Source organism: Propionivibrio pelophilus DSM 12018 (assembly GCF_059569095.1).
The window spans coordinates 1-16,296 of the sequence record NZ_JCANUT010000037.1 but is presented as its reverse complement, the minus strand read 5'-3'; the positions used below and the strand labels follow the sequence as shown (position 1 = coordinate 16,296).

The 16,296-nt window shown below is 61.7% G+C and carries 16 protein-coding genes; 5 read left to right on the top strand and 11 right to left on the bottom strand.

Annotated features, from left to right (window positions below; genetic code table 11):
• Window positions 1–129: 129 nt before the first annotated feature.
• Window positions 130–339, top strand: coding sequence for a hypothetical protein (locus BO74_RS14280; protein WP_496443049.1), 210 nt, complete (start codon window positions 130–132; stop codon window positions 337–339).
• 60 nt (window positions 340–399) lie between these two features.
• On the opposite strand, the gene BO74_RS14275 is transcribed toward BO74_RS14280, so the two are convergent.
• From BO74_RS14275 to BO74_RS14260, 4 genes are all read right to left on the bottom strand, one after another.
• Window positions 400–1,164 (bottom strand): MBL fold metallo-hydrolase, encoded by a 765-nt coding sequence (locus tag BO74_RS14275; protein WP_496443077.1) that lies wholly within the window; start codon window positions 1,162–1,164, stop codon window positions 400–402.
• Window positions 1,165–1,174: 10 nt separating this feature from the next.
• On the bottom strand, window positions 1,175–2,323 hold the full coding sequence (bamC, locus tag BO74_RS14270; protein WP_496443048.1) for an NlpB/DapX family lipoprotein: 1,149 nt from the start codon (window positions 2,321–2,323) through the stop codon (window positions 1,175–1,177).
• 23 nt (window positions 2,324–2,346) lie between these two features.
• On the bottom strand, window positions 2,347–3,231 hold the full coding sequence (dapA, locus tag BO74_RS14265) for a 4-hydroxy-tetrahydrodipicolinate synthase (protein ID WP_496443047.1): 885 nt from the start codon (window positions 3,229–3,231) through the stop codon (window positions 2,347–2,349).
• A 97-nt stretch (window positions 3,232–3,328) separates the two neighbouring features.
• Window positions 3,329–4,195 carry a 3-hydroxybutyryl-CoA dehydrogenase gene (locus tag BO74_RS14260; protein ID WP_496443076.1) on the bottom strand — a complete coding sequence of 289 codons (867 nt, stop codon included), beginning with the start codon at window positions 4,193–4,195 and terminating at the stop codon, window positions 3,329–3,331.
• 84 nt (window positions 4,196–4,279) lie between these two features.
• On the opposite strand from BO74_RS14260, the gene BO74_RS14255 reads away from it, so the two are divergent.
• From BO74_RS14255 to mltB, 4 genes are read left to right on the top strand one after another with little or no spacing between them, the layout of a single operon-like run.
• Complete coding sequence (locus tag BO74_RS14255) at window positions 4,280–5,218, top strand: AAA family ATPase (protein ID WP_496443046.1); 939 nt, start codon at window positions 4,280–4,282, stop codon at window positions 5,216–5,218.
• Window positions 5,218–6,180: a DUF58 domain-containing protein gene (locus BO74_RS14250; RefSeq protein WP_496443045.1), complete on the top strand. Its 963-nt coding sequence runs from the start codon at window positions 5,218–5,220 to the stop codon at window positions 6,178–6,180. The genes BO74_RS14255 and BO74_RS14250 overlap by 1 nt, the downstream gene beginning before the upstream one ends.
• Window positions 6,173–8,206 carry a transglutaminase TgpA family protein gene (locus tag BO74_RS14245; protein WP_496443044.1) on the top strand — a complete coding sequence of 678 codons (2,034 nt, stop codon included), beginning with the start codon at window positions 6,173–6,175 and terminating at the stop codon, window positions 8,204–8,206. The genes BO74_RS14250 and BO74_RS14245 overlap by 8 nt, the downstream gene beginning before the upstream one ends.
• Window positions 8,203–9,234 carry a lytic murein transglycosylase B gene (gene mltB, locus BO74_RS14240; RefSeq protein WP_496443043.1) on the top strand — a complete coding sequence of 344 codons (1,032 nt, stop codon included), beginning with the start codon at window positions 8,203–8,205 and terminating at the stop codon, window positions 9,232–9,234. Before BO74_RS14245 ends, mltB begins: the two co-directional genes overlap by 4 nt.
• 36 nt (window positions 9,235–9,270) lie before the next feature.
• Here the strand turns inward: mltB and cimA are convergent, their stop codons facing one another.
• From cimA to BO74_RS14205, 7 genes are all read right to left on the bottom strand, one after another.
• Window positions 9,271–10,860 carry a citramalate synthase gene (gene cimA / locus BO74_RS14235; RefSeq protein WP_496443042.1) on the bottom strand — a complete coding sequence of 530 codons (1,590 nt, stop codon included), beginning with the start codon at window positions 10,858–10,860 and terminating at the stop codon, window positions 9,271–9,273.
• Between the two features lie 104 nt (window positions 10,861–10,964).
• Window positions 10,965–11,921, bottom strand: a complete 957-nt coding sequence (gene rpoS, locus BO74_RS14230; protein WP_496443041.1) for an RNA polymerase sigma factor RpoS — start codon at window positions 11,919–11,921, stop codon at window positions 10,965–10,967.
• A 2-nt stretch (window positions 11,922–11,923) separates the two neighbouring features.
• On the bottom strand, window positions 11,924–12,829 hold the full coding sequence (locus BO74_RS14225; RefSeq protein WP_496443040.1) for a peptidoglycan DD-metalloendopeptidase family protein: 906 nt from the start codon (window positions 12,827–12,829) through the stop codon (window positions 11,924–11,926).
• 50 nt (window positions 12,830–12,879) lie between these two features.
• The gene (locus BO74_RS14220) at window positions 12,880–13,539 is read right to left on the bottom strand and encodes a protein-L-isoaspartate(D-aspartate) O-methyltransferase (RefSeq protein WP_496443039.1); all 660 of its coding nucleotides are present in this window, start codon (window positions 13,537–13,539) and stop codon (window positions 12,880–12,882) included.
• Window positions 13,536–14,279, bottom strand: a complete 744-nt coding sequence (surE, locus tag BO74_RS14215; RefSeq protein ID WP_496443038.1) for a 5'/3'-nucleotidase SurE — start codon at window positions 14,277–14,279, stop codon at window positions 13,536–13,538. Before surE ends, BO74_RS14220 begins: the two co-directional genes overlap by 4 nt.
• Before the next feature lie 182 nt (window positions 14,280–14,461).
• Entirely contained in the window at window positions 14,462–15,562 is a 1,101-nt protein-coding gene (locus tag BO74_RS14210; protein ID WP_496443037.1) for a PfkB family carbohydrate kinase, read from the bottom strand.
• 28 nt (window positions 15,563–15,590) lie between these two features.
• The coding region (locus tag BO74_RS14205; protein WP_496443036.1) for a bifunctional 4-hydroxy-2-oxoglutarate aldolase/2-dehydro-3-deoxy-phosphogluconate aldolase at window positions 15,591–16,296 on the bottom strand (706 nt) is incomplete at its 5' end.

Sequence of the window (16,296 nt, the reverse complement as noted above, 5' to 3'; positions counted from 1 at the left end):
CTCACCAGGAGGACAGAACGTTTTTTTCGTAATTCCGATAATTCCTGTCAACCGCTCTTGAGTTAAAGCGTTTTAGCAATGGCAACACGTTGTCTTTGTCGTTGTCATTTTTTGATAGGAATTAGCAAAATGAAAAACTCGCTCCTCGTTGCCACTCTCGTCGCACTGACCCTGACCGCCTGTGGCAAACAGGAAGAGGCTCCCGCCCCTGCCCCCGCTGCTGCGCCTGCAGCCGCTCCTGCTCCTGAAGCAACGCCTGCAGCGCCGGCTGCCGACGCTGCCGCCCCGGCGGCCCCTGCCGCTGACGCAGCCCCTGCTGCAGACGCCCCCCAGAAGTAAAGAGCGTTTCGCAACACGCAAAAGCCGGCTTGATGCCGGCTTTTTTTCAGCCGCCAGCGTCTAATCCAGACAACGCCATTCGGAGCCTTCGTCTTGCGAAGCCACCCCGATTGATGCGCCACTCCCAACAGATTGGAGCAGTGCGGCAACAGCTAATTCCGGGTCATTGTTCTCTTCGCTGAGATGGGCCGCAACGACATGCTGCAATCGGCGGCAATCGATCTGCGCCAGCAACGATGCGGACTGCGTATTGCCAAGATGACCGAAGTCGCCGGCAATCCGTCGTTTGAGCCTCGTTGGATAGGCCGACCCGGCGAGCATTCCCGCATCGTGATTGCATTCGAGGACCAATCCATCCACCCCGTCGAGAACCTCGACGACATGGGGAGTCACGACCCCACAATCGGTCAGAACCCCCAGCCGCAATCGTCCATGGGAAACGACATACTGCACGGGTTCGCGCGCATCATGCGGCACGGTATAGGGCGTTATCGAGAAATCCCCGACGCAAAATCCGGCGCGGCTTTCGACAAGACGATAATCGGGGGCGGATACGTCCCCCTCAAGCAGGAACTCGCGGGTTCCGTGCGTCAGATAGACGGGCAACTTGAAACGGCGAGCAAAGCGCCCCACTCCGGCAATGTGGTCGCCATGTTCGTGGGTGACCAGGATGGCAGTGATTTCTTCGCCGGAAATTCCCAGCCGGTCAAGCCGGCTGAGCGTCATGCGGAGGGAGAACCCGCAATCGATGAGCAGCTTTGTTTCGCCGGAGTCGACAACCAGGGCATTCCCGCGGCTGCCGCTCCCCAGCGAGGCAAAACGCATCACTTCAGCATCACTTCAACTGGTCGAACAGCAATCCCAGTATCTTCTTCGCAGTATCCGACTGATCTGCACCGCCCTCGGCTGAAAGCACTTGAACGGTCGTCAGCGTCCCCTCGCCCTTCAGGAAAACACGATAACGGGTTTGTGGATCCGGCGGCGCTGCCTTCCAGAAGGCCAGTTTCGACAACATGCCCGGATCCTTGTTCTGTCCGTCGCTCTCGGGGTCGACATAACGAACGAAGTAAAGCCCCTTCGAGCGGTCGCGATCCTCCACCGTGAAGCCGACCCGGTCCAGTGCCAGACCAACACGCCGCCAGGCGCGATCGAACGACTCCTGCACTTCAAGAGTTCCCGTGCCGTTGGCCGCCTTGGCCAGCTTGGCGCGATCCGCAGGGCGGCTCTTCGCTTCGGCCATCTCGATCTGCGATCGACGGTCGTCGCTGCCGAAACGGACCATCAGGCGACGCAGCATTTCCGCCTCCAGCTCCGGATCGGCCTCGCGCGGCTGCCAGCGTGTCTGATCCTTGGCTTCCGTCACGTAGATTTCGTACATGCCACGATGGCTGATATAAATTTCGGTGGTTCCCGGTTGGCTTCCCGGCTCGAGGCGTGTCCGGAATTTGTCCCGTTCAGCGGTCGAGTAAAGCGAGTCCAGAACCTTCCCGAGCATGTTGCGTATGAAACTGTCGCCGATCTTGGCACGATCCTCCGCCCAGTCGGTCTCCATCACCCCCGCTTCGGGCAATTCGAGATTGATCAGGAAGCCCAACTCCTGCCAAAAGTCCTTGATCGTTCCCCACAGCTTGTCCGGGCTCTCGTTGACCACCAGCCAGCGCTGGTTCCCCGCACGCTCGACACGCACCTTGTCGACTTTCGGCAGGATGTCGCTCTGCTTGTCGGCTGCAGCCTGCGTGCGTTCGCCGGAATACGCCGAGAACGTTGCCGACCCTCTGCCGCCCGTGTCAGGCACCACGAACCGATCGTCACGCGTAGGCGACGTCAAGTCGGGCGGAACCTCAAGGGTCGGCACTTTGGCTGCCGACGCGGACTTGTAGTCGATCTTCTTTGATTCAAGGCCAATGCCGTTACATCCAGCGAGCAGCCCGACAACCACCACCGCCGACGCACACCGCGTCGGCCACGAATCAACAACTCTCATCGAAACCCCTGAAAAACCGAAAATCAGGCCAGCACCCCGGCCTGCCGCATGGCATTGCGGACACGTTCGTGGCACTCGGCCGAAAGTGGTGTCAGCGGCAAACGAATCCCGCCTTCCATCATTCCAAGTTGCTGACACGCCCACTTGACCGGGATCGGGTTGGCTTCGCAGAACAACTGGCGGCTCAGCCCGCTCATGCGGTAATTGAGTTCCCGCGCCTTCGCCAGGTCACCGGCCAGCGCCGCAGCGCACATGTCGTGAACCAGCCGCGGCGCCACGTTGGCAACCACCGAGATATTGCCTTGGCCACCGAGCAGCATCAGGGCGCAGGCCGTTCCGTCATCGCCGCTATAAACGGAAAAGCCTTGCGGCGCGCGATTGATCAGTTCGGCAGCACGCTCCATGTTGCCAGTGGCATCCTTGATCCCGATGATGTTCGGGATCTGTGCCAGCCTCAGTGTCGTTTCGTTACCCAGATCGGCGACAGTGCGTCCCGGCACGTTGTAGAGGATGACCGGGATATCGACCGCCTCGGCAATCGCCTTGAAATGGCGATACAGCCCTTCCTGGGTCGGCTTGTTGTAATAGGGAACGACGGACAGCGCCGCGTCGGCGCCCGCCTTTTTGGCGAATTCGGTCATCTCGATGGCTTCCGCCGTCGAGTTGGCACCGGTTCCGGCGATCACCGGAATCCGTCCGGCGGCCTGGTCGATGACCACGCGAATCAGTTCCTGGTGCTCCTCGACATCGACGGTCGGCGATTCGCCGGTCGTACCGACAACGACGATGGCGTCGGTGCCTTCCTGGACGTGGAAATCGACGAGTTTGCGCAGGCACGGCAGGTCAAGGCTCCCGTCCTCGTGCAAGGGGGTGACAATCGCGACAATGGATCCAGTAATCGGCTTCATGAGTAGGCACCTTGAAAAAAAGTCGGATAATTCTAACCGAAGGAACGCGGAGCGAAAAACGAAAAACGCGTCAATGCCTGTTTCGCCGACAGGTAAATCATTCGTAGGTGAAGAATCCTCGCCCCGACTTGCGGCCGAGATAGCCTGCCTCGACCAGTTCAACCAGCAATGGCGCCGGCCGATACTTCGCCTCACCGAAGCGTTCGAAGAGCCGCTTCATGATCGCCAGCTGAACGTCCAGTCCGATCAGGTCGCACAAGGCCAGCGGGCCGATGGGGTGGTTGGCGCCGAGCTTCATCGCTTCGTCGATCTCGGCGGCGCTCGCCAAGCCCTCGCCAAGGGCAAAAATCGCCTCATTGATCATCGGGCAAAGCAAGCGGTTAACCACGAACCCCGGGCGATTCGCGGCCCTCACCGGCACCTTGCCCAACTGCAGCACGATCGCCTCCGCGGCGTCCGCGACCGAATCAACCGTCTGCACCCCACGAACAACTTCGACGAGCTCCATCATCGGCACCGGATTGAAGAAGTGCAGCCCGATCACCCGCCGCGGGCGCTGCGTCGCTGCAGCCAAGCGGGTGATTGACAACGAGGAGGTATTGCTGGCGAGAATCGTCTCCTCTCCGACAAGCAAGTCGAGTTGTCGGAGAAGTTCGAGCTTGAGCGACTCATCCTCGCTGATTGCCTCGATCACGATGTCGCACCCGGCAAGGGCGGAAAGATCATGCGCTGTTGAAATGCGGGATAGCGCCTCGGCCTTCTGGACCTCCGTCATTTTTTCCTTCTTGATCAACCGATCCATGCTGCCCGAGATCGCAACCATTGCACGCTGCAACCCTTCATCGGAACGGGATGTCAGAACCACCGGGAACCCGGCTACGGCGAACGCCTGGGCAATCCCGCTCCCCATGATCCCGGTGCCGATCACGCCGGCCAAACGAATGTTTCCCAGAATACCCCCCATACCCGCCCCGAAGAAATCGAAAGCCCGGATTATCCCAGACATGACAGGCTAAAATCAGGACAGAACCACACCTACAGTAAAGCCATGACGCCCCCGCCCCAAGCACCCCACTCCACCCAACTCGCCAAGGTCATCGCCGCGGCCAATCGCGTGATTCTCGGCAAGGATTTCCAGGTGCGCCTGGCGCTGGCCTGCCTGCTGGCACGCGGCCATCTACTGATCGAGGACCTGCCCGGAGTCGGCAAGACCACGCTCGCGCACACGCTGGCGCACCTGCTGGGTTTGCAGTTCTCGCGCATTCAATTCACCAGCGACATGCTGCCTGCCGACGTCATCGGGCTGTCGATCTTCGACCGGGAACGCAGCGACTTCCGTTTCCTGCCCGGACCGATTTTTTCGCAGATCCTGCTGGCCGACGAAATCAACCGGGCAACACCGAAGACCCAGAGCGCCCTGCTCGAAGCCATGGAAGAACGCCAGGTGACGGTGGAAGGCGCGACACGGGCGCTGCCGGAGCCGTTCTTCGTGATCGCCACGCAGAACCCGTCGAGCCAGATCGGCACGTTTCCCCTGCCCGAATCGCAACTCGACCGTTTCCTGCTGCGGCTCGAACTCGGCTACCCCGACCGGGCCGCCGAACGCGCCCTGCTTGAAGGCGGCGGACGACGCGACACCCAGCCAGATCTCACGGCCGCACTGACACCCGACCAACTCGGACCGTTGCAAGCCGCAGCCGCAGCGACACACGCTTCGCCGGCACTGCTCGACTACGTTCAGGCGCTGGTCGAGGCGACGCGCAACAGCCCGCGCTTCATCCACGGACTCAGCCCGCGTGCGGCTTTGGCCTTGCTCGCCGTTGCCCGCGCCTGGGCCTTTCTCGCTGGCCGAAAGATGGTCGTTCCCGAGGACATTCAGGCCGTCTTGCCCAGCGTCGCCTGCCATCGCCTGCAACTCGCCGACAGCGCCGGCCACGCGCGGCAGGAGGACATCGCCAACCTCGTCAGAACGGTGCCGGTCGTCTGATGCCATTCCGGGAGCGCTTCGCTCGCTGGCTCTTCCGCCTCGGGCGCGATGAACAACTGCCGGTCGTGCTCACCCAGCGCCGGATTTTCATCCTGCCCACCGGGGCCGGCATTTTGTACGCGGTCGTACTGGTCGTGATGCTGACCGGGGCCATCAACTACAACCTCAGCCTCGGCCATGCACTGGTTTTCCTGCTCGCCGGCATCGGCCTCGTCGGCATGGTGCATGCCTTCCGCAACCTGCTCGGCCTCAGGCTGCACCCTGGACGCGCCGAACCGGTGTTTTCGGGCGAGACGGCCCACTTCCCGCTGCACATCGACAACGCGCGCCCTCAACCTCGCTACGCCCTGGAGTTCTCGCTCGGACGCGATGACGGGGTTCTGTGCGACGTTCCTCCGGAAGAGCAGACCGTGGTCGCCATCCCCTTCGCCACGAGGCGCCGCGGCCGGATCGATCCGGGGCGCATCACCCTGGCGTCACGCTACCCGCTCGGCCTGTTCCGGGTGTGGAGCTATCCACACCCGCCGTTGTCCTGTCTCGTCTATCCAAGGCCGATCGAAACACCGCTTCCGCCAGCCTCGCCGGCCAGCCAAAGCGGCGGCACGACCGGAATCACGGGACAGGAAGACTTCTCGGGACTGCGCCAGCATCAGCCGAACGACTCACCTCGACATATTGCGTGGAAGGCCGTGGCCCGCGACATCGACCATCGCCCTTTGCTCGTCAAGCAGTTCGACGGCGGTGCCGTCGAGGAATTGTGGCTCGACTGGTCGCTCACGCCGGAGGCGGCGGACATGGAGATGCGGCTGTCACTGCTCGCTGGCTGGATCGTCCGCGCCGAGCGCGAACACCGCCGCTACGCACTGCGGCTACCCGGCAGGAGCATCCCACCCGAGTCGGGCACTGCACACCGCAACATCTGCCTGGAAGCGCTGGCGCTCCATGGTGAACAGGGTGATTGAGCGCATCCGGATGATCCTCGGGAGAAACCACCGCCGACAAAAGGCCGCGCCGGCTCCGCTCGAGCATGGTGTAATTCCGTGGCTGCTCGCCGTCGCGCTCGCCACCAGCCTGCCGCATGCCGAACACCTGCCGCTCTGGCTGACGTTGATTTTCGGCACACTGCTGCTCGGCCGCGCCTGGCTCTGGCAGCGCAACGCGCGCTTGCCCGGGCGCTGGCTGCTCGCTGTCATCGCCATCGCCGGAACGGCCTTGATTGCCTGGCACTATCGCACGCTCTTCGGGCGCGATGCCGGCGTCGCCCTGCTGGTCTTCTTCATGGCACTCAAACCGCTCGAATTGCACGCCCGGCGCGACGGGCTGGTGATCGTCATGCTCGGATTCTTCCTGCTGCTGACGCACTATTTCCACTCGCAGGGCATCCCGACCGGACTCTGGCTGTTCGCCACGACGATTCTGCTCGCGGCGACGCTGATCCGGATGCACGGCGGCGGGCCGTCGCCCCGTCGCATCCTTGCAGACGCCGCCACGCTGGTCACCCAGGCCCTGCCGCTGATGTTCGTCCTTTTTCTGCTCTTCCCGCGGGTACAAGGGCCGCTCTGGGGGCTGCCGCGGGATGCCCACGCCGGACTGACCGGCCTTTCCGACCGCATGTCGCCCGGGTCGCTGAACCAGCTGATCCAGTCGGGCGAAATCGCCTTCCGCGCCCAATTCACCTCCCTGCTTCCCGCACGATCACAGCTCTACTGGCGCGGCCCGGTACTCGACCTGTACGACGGACAGACCTGGCGCGCCAATCCACGCAACGCCTTGCGTTCGGCAAACAAACCCGCCGCTGTCGAAATACTTCGACCGAACTTCGCCGACTACACCCTGACGCTAGAACCGCACAACCAGCGCTGGCTGCTGGCGCTCGACCTGCCGATCAGCTTTCCCGAAGGCACGGGGCTGTGGCCAACCTTCGAGACGCTGGCGCGGGAACCGGTCCGCTACCGGACACGCTACACCTTCCGCTCGGCACTCGACCACGCGGCGAATCGCGACGAAACGACGCGCATGCGCGAACAAGCGCTGCGCCTGCCCCCGAATCTCAATCCGCGCACCCGCCAGCTCGCCCGAGAATGGCAGGAAACATATGGCGCCCCAGAACGGATTTCAGACGCTGCGCTGCGCTTCTTCCGCGACGAGAAGTTCTTCTACACCCTGCAACCGCCACTTCTCGGCGACCACGCCATCGATGAATTCCTGTTCGATTCACGGCGGGGATTCTGCGAACACTATGCGGCGGCCTATGTCGTCCTGATGCGCGCCGCGGGGATACCCGCGCGCGTCGTCACCGGCTATCAGGGCGGGGAAATCAATCCGATCGACGGCTACCTGACGATACGTCAGTCTGATGCCCATGCCTGGGCGGAAATCTGGCTGGAAGGCAAAGGCTGGACTCGCGTCGATCCGACCGCGGCGGTGGCTCCGTCGCGAATCGAACGCGGCATCGGTGCGGCGCTTCCGGCCAGTGACCCGCTACCGGCCCTGGTCCGCGTCGACGGCGACTGGCTGCGCCGCCTGCAGCAACTGCGCCACCGCTGGGAAGCGGTGAACAACGCCTGGAACCAGTGGGTCATCGGGTACAATCCACAGCGCCAGTATGAAGTACTCTCACGGCTCGGCATGAAATCACCGGACTGGCGCACGATGAGCATGGCGCTCGCCGCCTGCAGCGCGCTGATCCTGGCATTTGTGGCAATCGGAGTGCTTTACCGGCGAACGAAGCCCCCTCGAGAACAACTGGTGTGGATCGACTTTTGCCGCGCACTGGAGCGGCACGGCATCTACCGCTCACCGTGGGAAGGACCATTCGCCCTGGCGGAACGTGTTTCCCGTGACCACCCCGAACTCTCGGATGTCACGAGCGAGGCCGCACGCTGTTATGTCAGCCTGCGATATGGCGAAATCAACTGCCCTGAGAATCTGCAGGCGTTGAAAAACTGCACGAAGCAACTCGCTTCGCGAAGGAGAAGACCGCATTGAGAACCATCCTTGCCGCCCTGCTTTTCGGCATCGCAACTATCGCCACCGCAACCCAGACTTCCGCCGCAAGGCCTGCCAGGCCGCCGGCTTTCAGCGAATCGCCAGCGGTTCAGGAATTCATCCAGCAAATGCATCAGGAGCACGGCTTTGACACCGCCTACCTGAGCCGACAGTTTGACTCGGTGCGCTCCAACGCGACCGTCCTGCGGGCGATTCGCCCCGCCGCCGTACCGGAACTGCAACGCTCGTGGCACCGTTACCGCGCACGTTTTCTCAATGAACGGCGGCTGACGCACGGCTTGCGCTTCTGGCGCGAAAACCGGGCGGAACTTATCCGCGCCGAGGCCCTCTACGGCGTGCCGCAGGAAATCATCGTGGCGATCATCGGCGTGGAAACGGAATACGGGCGCAACACAGGAAAATTCAGTGTGCTTGAAGCCTTGGCGACGCTGGCCTTCGATTACCCGCCACGCGCACCGTTCTTTCGCAAGGAGCTCGAACAGTTCCTGCTGATGGCCCGCGAAAACGGCATCAGCCCTCAGGATTACCGCGGATCGTACGCCGGCGCGATCGGCATACCGCAATTCATGCCGAGCAGCCAGCGGAACTATGCCGTTGATTTTGATGGTGACGATCGCGTCGACCTGCGCGGCAGCGTGCCCGATGCCATCGGCAGCGTCGCCCGCTTCCTGAACCAGCATGGTTGGCAAGCCAAGGCGCCGGTCGCGATCCAGGCTGGGATAAGCGGCGACCCGTCCGGCCTGATCGCTGCCGGCATCAAGCCAGTACAGCCGTTACGCGAACTTCAAAACCAGGGAGTGGGTCCGTTGACCGACTCGGAAGGCTTGGACGAATTGCCAGCCGCGCTGATCGACCTCGAGACCCCCGCCCAGCAGACCGAATACTGGGTCGGCTTCGACAACTTCTACGTGATCACCCGCTACAACCGGTCGAGCTTCTACGCAATGTCGGTATTCCTGCTCGCCGAGTCGCTTCGCGAAGCGGATACAGCAGCGGCAGCGCCCTGAACGGGCGCAACGGGTAAACTCGACGACACCTTCTCCTTACTTTCTGCCGGACAGTTTCGCCTCTTCCAGCTTGATCAGCTTGTATTCGATCGAATCGACCAGCGCCAGCCAGCTCGCCTCGATGATGTCGGTCGACACGCCGACGGTCGTCCAGATCGCGTCGCCGTCGGTAGATTGCAGGAGGACGCGCACTTTTGCCGCGGTAGCGTCCTTGCCGTTGATCACGCGCACCTTGTAGTCGGTCAGGTAAACATTGGACAGTTCCGGATAGAACGTCTCCAACGCCTTGCGCAGCGCGCTGTCGAGCGCATGCACCGGACCGTCGCCCTCGGCGGCGGTGATCTCGTCCTCGCCATCGACCTTCACCTTGATGATCGCCGAGGAACCGAATTCGCCCTTGGTCGGCTGCTCGCCGATGATCTTGAAGTGCTCGAGCTCGAAGAATGAGCGGTAGCGCCCGAGTTGCTTGCGGACAACCAGTTCGAACGAACTTTCGGCCCCTTCGAACTGGTAGCCCGCATGCTCCAGCTCCTTCAACCGCTTCATGATGCGGTCAGTCACCGGGTCGTCCTTCGTTACGTTCTGATCGACTTCCCAGATCTTGTCCAGGATCATCCGCCGCCCGGATACCTCGCTCATCAGGAAGCGACGCTGACCGCCGACCAGTTCCGGATTGATATGCTCGAACGAGTGCGACGCCTTGTTGACGCCGTCGATGTGCATTCCACCTTTGTGCGCGAAGGCGCTGTTGCCGACGAACGGCTCACGTTCGTTGAGCGCAATGTTGGAAATCGCCGCTACGTGCCGCGCCACATGCACGATGTTCCTGTACTGATCCGCGGGCAGACACTCGTAATCGCGCTTGACGCCCAGGTTGGCGATGATCGTCGACAGGTTGGCATTGCCACAACGTTCACCGAACCCGATGTAGGTACCCTGCACGTGGCGTGCACCGTTTTCCACCGCGGCCACGCTGTTGGCCACGGCCATTCCGCAGTCGTTGTGCGCGTGGATCCCCAGCGTCACCGGGAACAAGCCCGCCATCTTTGCGACGATCGCCCCGATTTCCGACGGAAATGTTCCGCCGTTGGTATCACACAGGACGAGTGCCTCCGCGCCGCCTTCGACGGCCGCCTGCAAGGTCTTGACCGCGTACGCCGGATTGTTCTTGTAGCCGTCGAAGAAATGCTCGGCGTCGTAGACCACTTCCTTGCCCTTGGCCTTGAAGAAGGCCACGGTGTCGCGAATCATCGCCAGGTTTTCTTCCAGCGTGGTGCGGATGATGTCGGTAACGTGAAAATCCCAGCTCTTTCCGAAAATGACGATGACCGGCGTATCGGCCAGCAGCAGGGACTGGACGTTGCTGTCCTGCTCGACCTTGATGTCACGCCGCCGAGTACTGCCGAAAGCGGCCAATTTGGCATGTTTGAGCGCGACGGCCTTGGCACGGGCGAAGAATTCGAGATCCTTCGGGTTCGAGCCGGGGTTGCCGGCCTCGATGTAATCAACGCCATGATCGTCGAGAAGCGCGAGGAGCTTGAGTTTGTCCTCGACCGAAAACGAGATGCCCTCGGCCTGGGCGCCATCTCGCAGGGAGGAATCGAATATCGCGACTTTCTTGCTCATCTCACGCTTTCCTTTTCAGAATTGCCTGTTTCAGGGGATTCAGGACAGAAAACACACGCATACTGCGGCTTCGGCTGACGCCGAACCCGGACAATACAACAACGTCAAATCAGGTTATCGCGGGTTACGCCACCGCGCTTGATGACCCGGCGCAACTGATCGAGCGCCTCGATCTGGATCTGGCGCACCCGCTCGCGGGTCAGGTTGAGCTCGGCAGCCACTTCTTCCAGCGTGCTGATCTCGGCACCGCCCAGACCGTAGCGCCGCTCCAGAACGCGCCGCTGCTTTTCGGTTAGCTGGTCGACCCATTGATTGACCAGGCTTCCGACCTCGGAAGACTGCAGCAGTTCCTCCGGATCCAGTGCGTTTTCATCGGCGATGGCGTCGGCAATGGTGTGATCCGGGTCGATTTCCAGCGGCGCGTCGAGCGAAGCGATATGCTCGTTGAGCGAAATCGCCCGCCGCACGTCATCCACAGACCGATCGATCAGGTGGGCGATCTGCTCCAGCCGCGTTTCCTTGCCATTGGCCATTTCCAGATGCCGGAACGCGCGGAGAATCAGGTTGATTTCCTTGACCACGTGCACCGGCAGGCGAATGGTGCGCGACTGGTTCATGATAGCCCGTTCGATGCTCTGCCGGATCCACCACGTGGCGTACGTCGAGAAGCGGAATCCGCGCTCGGGATCGAATTTCTCGATGGCGTGGATCAGCCCGAGGTTTCCCTCTTCGATGAGATCGAGCAAGGGGATGCCGCGGTTGAGGTAGTGCTTGGCAATATTCACCACCAGGCGCAGGTTGTGCTCGATCATCTTTTGCCGCGCGACAAAATCTCCCTGACGGGCGCGGCATGCCCAAGAATACTCCTCTTCCGGAGTAAATAGCGGCTTGGCTCCGATTTCGTTGAGATAGTGCTGGGTAACATCGTTCAGCAGTTCGACTTCCGGTGCCGGCGTCGCCTCTTCCTCTTCCGGATCGGCAAGGAACTCCTCCTCGTCCTCATCCTCCGGCGACATCTCGTTGTCCATCAAATCGGACTCTTGATCGCTATTCCCTGTCATGGTCATCGTGGCGGCAGATGCTTCAGTGGATCAACTGGTTTCCCCTGGCGGCGAACCTCGAAATGCAGCTTGACCTGATCGGCATCGCTATTGCCCATTTCGGCAATCTTCTGCCCCTTGCTAACCGCCTGGCCTTCCTTGACCAGGATATTCTGATTGTGCGCGTAAGCCGACAGGTAGGTGTTATTGTGCTTGACGATCACCAGCTTGCCATATCCGCGCAAACCCGTACCACTGTAAACAACTTTCCCGTCACCGGCGGCAATCACGGGATCACCGGCCTTGCCGGCGATATCGACACCCTTGCTGCCGTTTTCGCTGAACGTTCCAACGATTTTTCCATTAGCCGGCCAGATCCATGGCACCTCGTCGCCCGTCGTTGCGGACTCGGCGGGCTTTTCCGGCGACTTCTCTGCCGGCTTCGGTTCTGCCTCAGCGACCGAAGGCGCGACCGTAGCAGTCTTCTGCTGTTCCTCTGCCTGCAGGCGGACAAGTGTTTCATCCGAATACGGCAGTTTGCCGACTTTCGGTTCCCGCTTGAGTGTCGCGCTATCTGCCTCTACCGCAATGCTGTCGGCTGGAAGCCCACCATCGATCGGGCGAACCGTCACCACATCGGAGGTCACCGGAGAGGTTGTCACCCCATCCGCTAGCGATGGAGCGGCCGCCGGGCGTATCTTCAAGACGCGCCCAACGGAGATCTGATTGGGATTTTCGATATTGTTCAGCGCGATCAATTCGCGATGATCCATGCCGTGATCGCGGGCGATGCTGTAGAGCGTATCGCCGGCTTTGACCGTGTAGGTCGAGGGAGCGGCAACCGTCGTCACGGATGCGCCACCGCGCTCGACGACCGGTGCGGGGAACTTGCTTGCACAACCGGTCAATGCGCCGGCCAGCACAGTCACGGCGCCCCAAGCGCAGACACGCCCGATCGTGGCAAAAGAAAAACTCTTCTTCATTCGACTCCTGAAAGTAATGGGACGAAACGAACATCGTCCAGACGGGATTCGACATAGCCCTCGGCGCGCCTTTCGATCAGCACCAGTTGCTGCGATGCCGAACCCAAAGGAAGGAGCATTTTGCCACCAAGCGCCAGTTGCTGCAAAAGTGCAGGCGGCACGCCCTGCGCGGCGGCAGCCACGATGATGGTATCGAACGGCGCCGCCTCGGGAATTCCCAATTGTCCATCGGCATACTTGAGACGCACGCGAAACTGCTTTATTGCCCGCAAATTCAGCTTCGCCCGCGCGAGCAATGGCTCGATGCGTTCGACTGCGTAGACTTCGCTGGTCAGTTGCGCGAGAACCGCCGCCTGATAACCGCAACCCGCTCCGATTTCCAGCGTCTTGCCCAGTCCGGCTCGCCCTTCGAGAAGCACTTCGATCATGCGTGCAACCACATACGGCTGCGAGATGGTCTGCGAAAATCCGAGTGGCAGCGCAGTATCTTCATACGCCCGCGATGCCAGCGCTTCCTCTACGAACAAATGCCGTGGCACTGCACCAATTGCTGCCAGAACCCGCTCGTTGCGTATACCCCGCTCGCGCAAACGCTCGATCATGCGCGTCCGCGTGCGTTGCGAGGTCATGCCGACGCCGGCTGTGCTCCGCATCATTGTGACAGCCAACTGCGGACCATACCCATCTGGCCGGTATGCGTCAGGTCGATCTGGAGCGGAGTAATGGACACCTGACAGTTGGCCACGGCGTGAAAGTCGGTTCCTTCGCCAGCGTCTTGCGCTTCCCCGGCGGCGCCGACCCAATAAACGGTTTCGTTGCGCGGGGTAACCGCTCGCACCACCGACTCTGCCTTGTGCCGGCGGCCAAGACGGGTCACTGTGCTTCCGCGCAGCGCCTCGTAGGGCACGTCGGGAATATTGACGTTGAGCAAGAGCGGTTCCCCTTGCTGGCGATCCCGAACCATCCGTACGACTTCGAGAGCCACGCGCGCGGCGGTCTCATAGTGCGCGCCGGCCTTGCTGCAAAGCGACACGGCAACCGACGGGACACCGAGCAGGAAACCTTCGGTCGCCGCGGCGACCGTTCCCGAATAAATCGTATCGTCGCCCATGTTGGCGCCGTTGTTGATGCCGGAAACCACCATGTCCGGCAGTTCGTCGAGCATGCCGGTCACAGCCAGATGCACGCAGTCGGTCGGAGTACCGTTTACATAGTAGAAGCCGTTGGCCGACCGTCTGAGCGACAAGGGCCGATCGAGTGTCAGGGAATTGCTTGCCCCGCTGCGGTCGCGTTCGGGTGCGACCACCGTGATATCGGCAATGGCCGACAAGGCACGTGCGAGATGCTCGATGCCCGGAGCGAAATAGCCATCGTCGTTGCTGAGCAGAATGCGCATGAAAGACAAAAACCGATTCAGGGATTAGGGGAAACGCCGGCTTTCGTTGTCGTAATTCGCCCGCGGGACCGGCCGAAATTATACGGTGATTCGCGCAACCATGAACCTTGCCGGCAAAAAAACGGCCCCGTGATGGGGCCGAAAGTTTGTTTGCAGCGTTGATTGTCGCTACGGGGAAAAACCTACCGGATGACGCGAGCGCCCTTGCCCTTCATGGCGGCTTCGACTTCCTCGACGCGCACCATCGAGGTGTCGCCCGGGGTGGTCATCGCCAGCGCGCCGTGCGCCGCACCGTATTCCACCGCCGCCTGCGGACCCTTGCCTTCGAGGAAGCCGTAGGCCACGCCCGAGGCAAACCCGTCCCCGCCACCCACACGGTCGTAGATCTCGAGGTTGTCGCGCTTCATCGATTCGTAGATCTTGCCGTCGTACCAGAGGATCGCCGACCAGTCGTTGAAGGTGGCCGTGCTGGCCTTGCGCAGCGTGGTCGCGGCCACCTTGAAGTTGGGGAATTCGCTGACGGCCTTCTGGATCATCTTGGCGAAGGAGTCGGTTTCGATGGTGGTGAGGTGCTCATCCGCCCCTTCGACTTCGAAGCCGAGGCAGGCGGTGAAGTCTTCTTCGTTGCCGATCATGACGTCGACGTACTTGGCGATCTCGCGGTTGACGCGTTGCGCGGCTTCCTTGCCGCCCTGGCTCTTCCACAGGGAGGCGCGGTAGTTGAGGTCATAGGCGACGACGGTGCCGTATTTCTTGGCGACCTGCACGGCTTCGATGACGGCTTCAGCGGTGTTGCTGGCCAGCGCGGCGAAGATGCCGCCGGTGTGGAACCAGCGCACGCCTTCTTCGCCGAAGATCTTTTCCCAGTTGATTTCGCCGGGACGGATCTGGGAGGCGGCGCTGTGACCGCGGTCGGAGCAGCCGAGCGCGGGGCGAATGCCGAAGCCTTTTTCGGTGAAGTTGAGGCCGACGCGGGTGTTTTTGCCGAGGCCGTCGAAGTCACGCCAGATGACGTGGCTCATGTCGACGCCGCCTTGCATGATGAGGTCTTCGAGCAGCCAGCCGAGGTCGTTCTTGGGGATGGCGGTGGCAACCATGGCGCGCTTGCCCCAGCATTTCTTCATGGCGCGGGAGACGTTGTATTCGCCGCCGCCTTCCCAGACCTGGAAGCTGCGGGCGTTGCGCACGCGGCCGAAGCCGGGGTCGAAGCGGAGCATGACTTCGCCGAAGGAGGCGCAGTCCCATTGGGCTTCGCTGGCCGGTTTGACGATGAGTTCGCTCATGGGGGTGTCCTTTCTGTGCTGTGCGGGGTTACTTGCCGGCGAGGTCGGCTTTGATGCGGTTCACCAGGGCGATGGTCTGCCGGAAGTTTTCTTCGATGCCTTTGTAGTCCTTGGCGTCGAGCAGCTTCTTGGTGATGAGGTTGGAGCCGATGCCGCAGGCGACGATGCCGGCGCCGAACCATTTGCGCAGGGAGTCTTCGGTGGGTTCGACGCCGCCGGTGGGCATGATGCGGGTCCAGGGCATGGGGCCCATGACGCTCTTGACGAAGTCGGGGCCGCCCACCGAGGAGCCGGGGAAGACTTTGACGATTTCGCAGCCGAGTTCCTGGGCGTCGCCGATTTCGGTGGCGGAGCCGCAGCCGGGGCTGTAGGGGATGCCGCGACGGTTGCAAACTTTGGCAACGTCGGCGTTGAGCAGCGGACCGACGACAAATTTGGCGCCGTTGGCAATGTACAGACCGGCCGTCGGGGCGTCACAGACGGAGCCGACGCCCATGATCACGCTCGGGTCGGCCTTGGCGAAGTGCTTGGCGACGTTGAGGAAGACGCTCGCCGCAAAGTCGCCGCGGTTCGTAAACTCCACACATTTCGCGCCGCCGTTGGCGCACGCCTGGATCACGTTGATGCACACTTCTTCATCCGGGTGATAGAACACCGGGATCACCGATTGCTCCATCAACGCACTCAGTACCGCCATCCTGTCTTTCGATGCCATTTCCTTGCTCCTGAACAAA

Coding starts and splice junctions, on each gene's coding strand:
- surE (WP_496443038.1), bottom strand. CDS start 14,279: ATGCGCATTCTGCTCAGCAACGACGATGGCTATTTCGCTCCGGGCATC.
- BO74_RS14280 (WP_496443049.1), top strand. CDS start 130: ATGAAAAACTCGCTCCTCGTTGCCACTCTCGTCGCACTGACCCTGACC.
- BO74_RS14275 (WP_496443077.1), bottom strand. CDS start 1,164: ATGCGTTTTGCCTCGCTGGGGAGCGGCAGCCGCGGGAATGCCCTGGTT.
- bamC (WP_496443048.1), bottom strand. CDS start 2,323: ATGAGAGTTGTTGATTCGTGGCCGACGCGGTGTGCGTCGGCGGTGGTG.
- BO74_RS14255 (WP_496443046.1), top strand. CDS start 4,280: ATGACGCCCCCGCCCCAAGCACCCCACTCCACCCAACTCGCCAAGGTC.
- rpoS (WP_496443041.1), bottom strand. CDS start 11,921: ATGACAGGGAATAGCGATCAAGAGTCCGATTTGATGGACAACGAGATG.
- BO74_RS14250 (WP_496443045.1), top strand. CDS start 5,218: ATGCCATTCCGGGAGCGCTTCGCTCGCTGGCTCTTCCGCCTCGGGCGC.
- BO74_RS14220 (WP_496443039.1), bottom strand. CDS start 13,539: ATGATGCGGAGCACAGCCGGCGTCGGCATGACCTCGCAACGCACGCGG.
- BO74_RS14210 (WP_496443037.1), bottom strand. CDS start 15,562: ATGAGCGAACTCATCGTCAAACCGGCCAGCGAAGCCCAATGGGACTGC.
- BO74_RS14260 (WP_496443076.1), bottom strand. CDS start 4,195: ATGGGGGGTATTCTGGGAAACATTCGTTTGGCCGGCGTGATCGGCACC.
- cimA (WP_496443042.1), bottom strand. CDS start 10,860: ATGAGCAAGAAAGTCGCGATATTCGATTCCTCCCTGCGAGATGGCGCC.
- dapA (WP_496443047.1), bottom strand. CDS start 3,231: ATGAAGCCGATTACTGGATCCATTGTCGCGATTGTCACCCCCTTGCAC.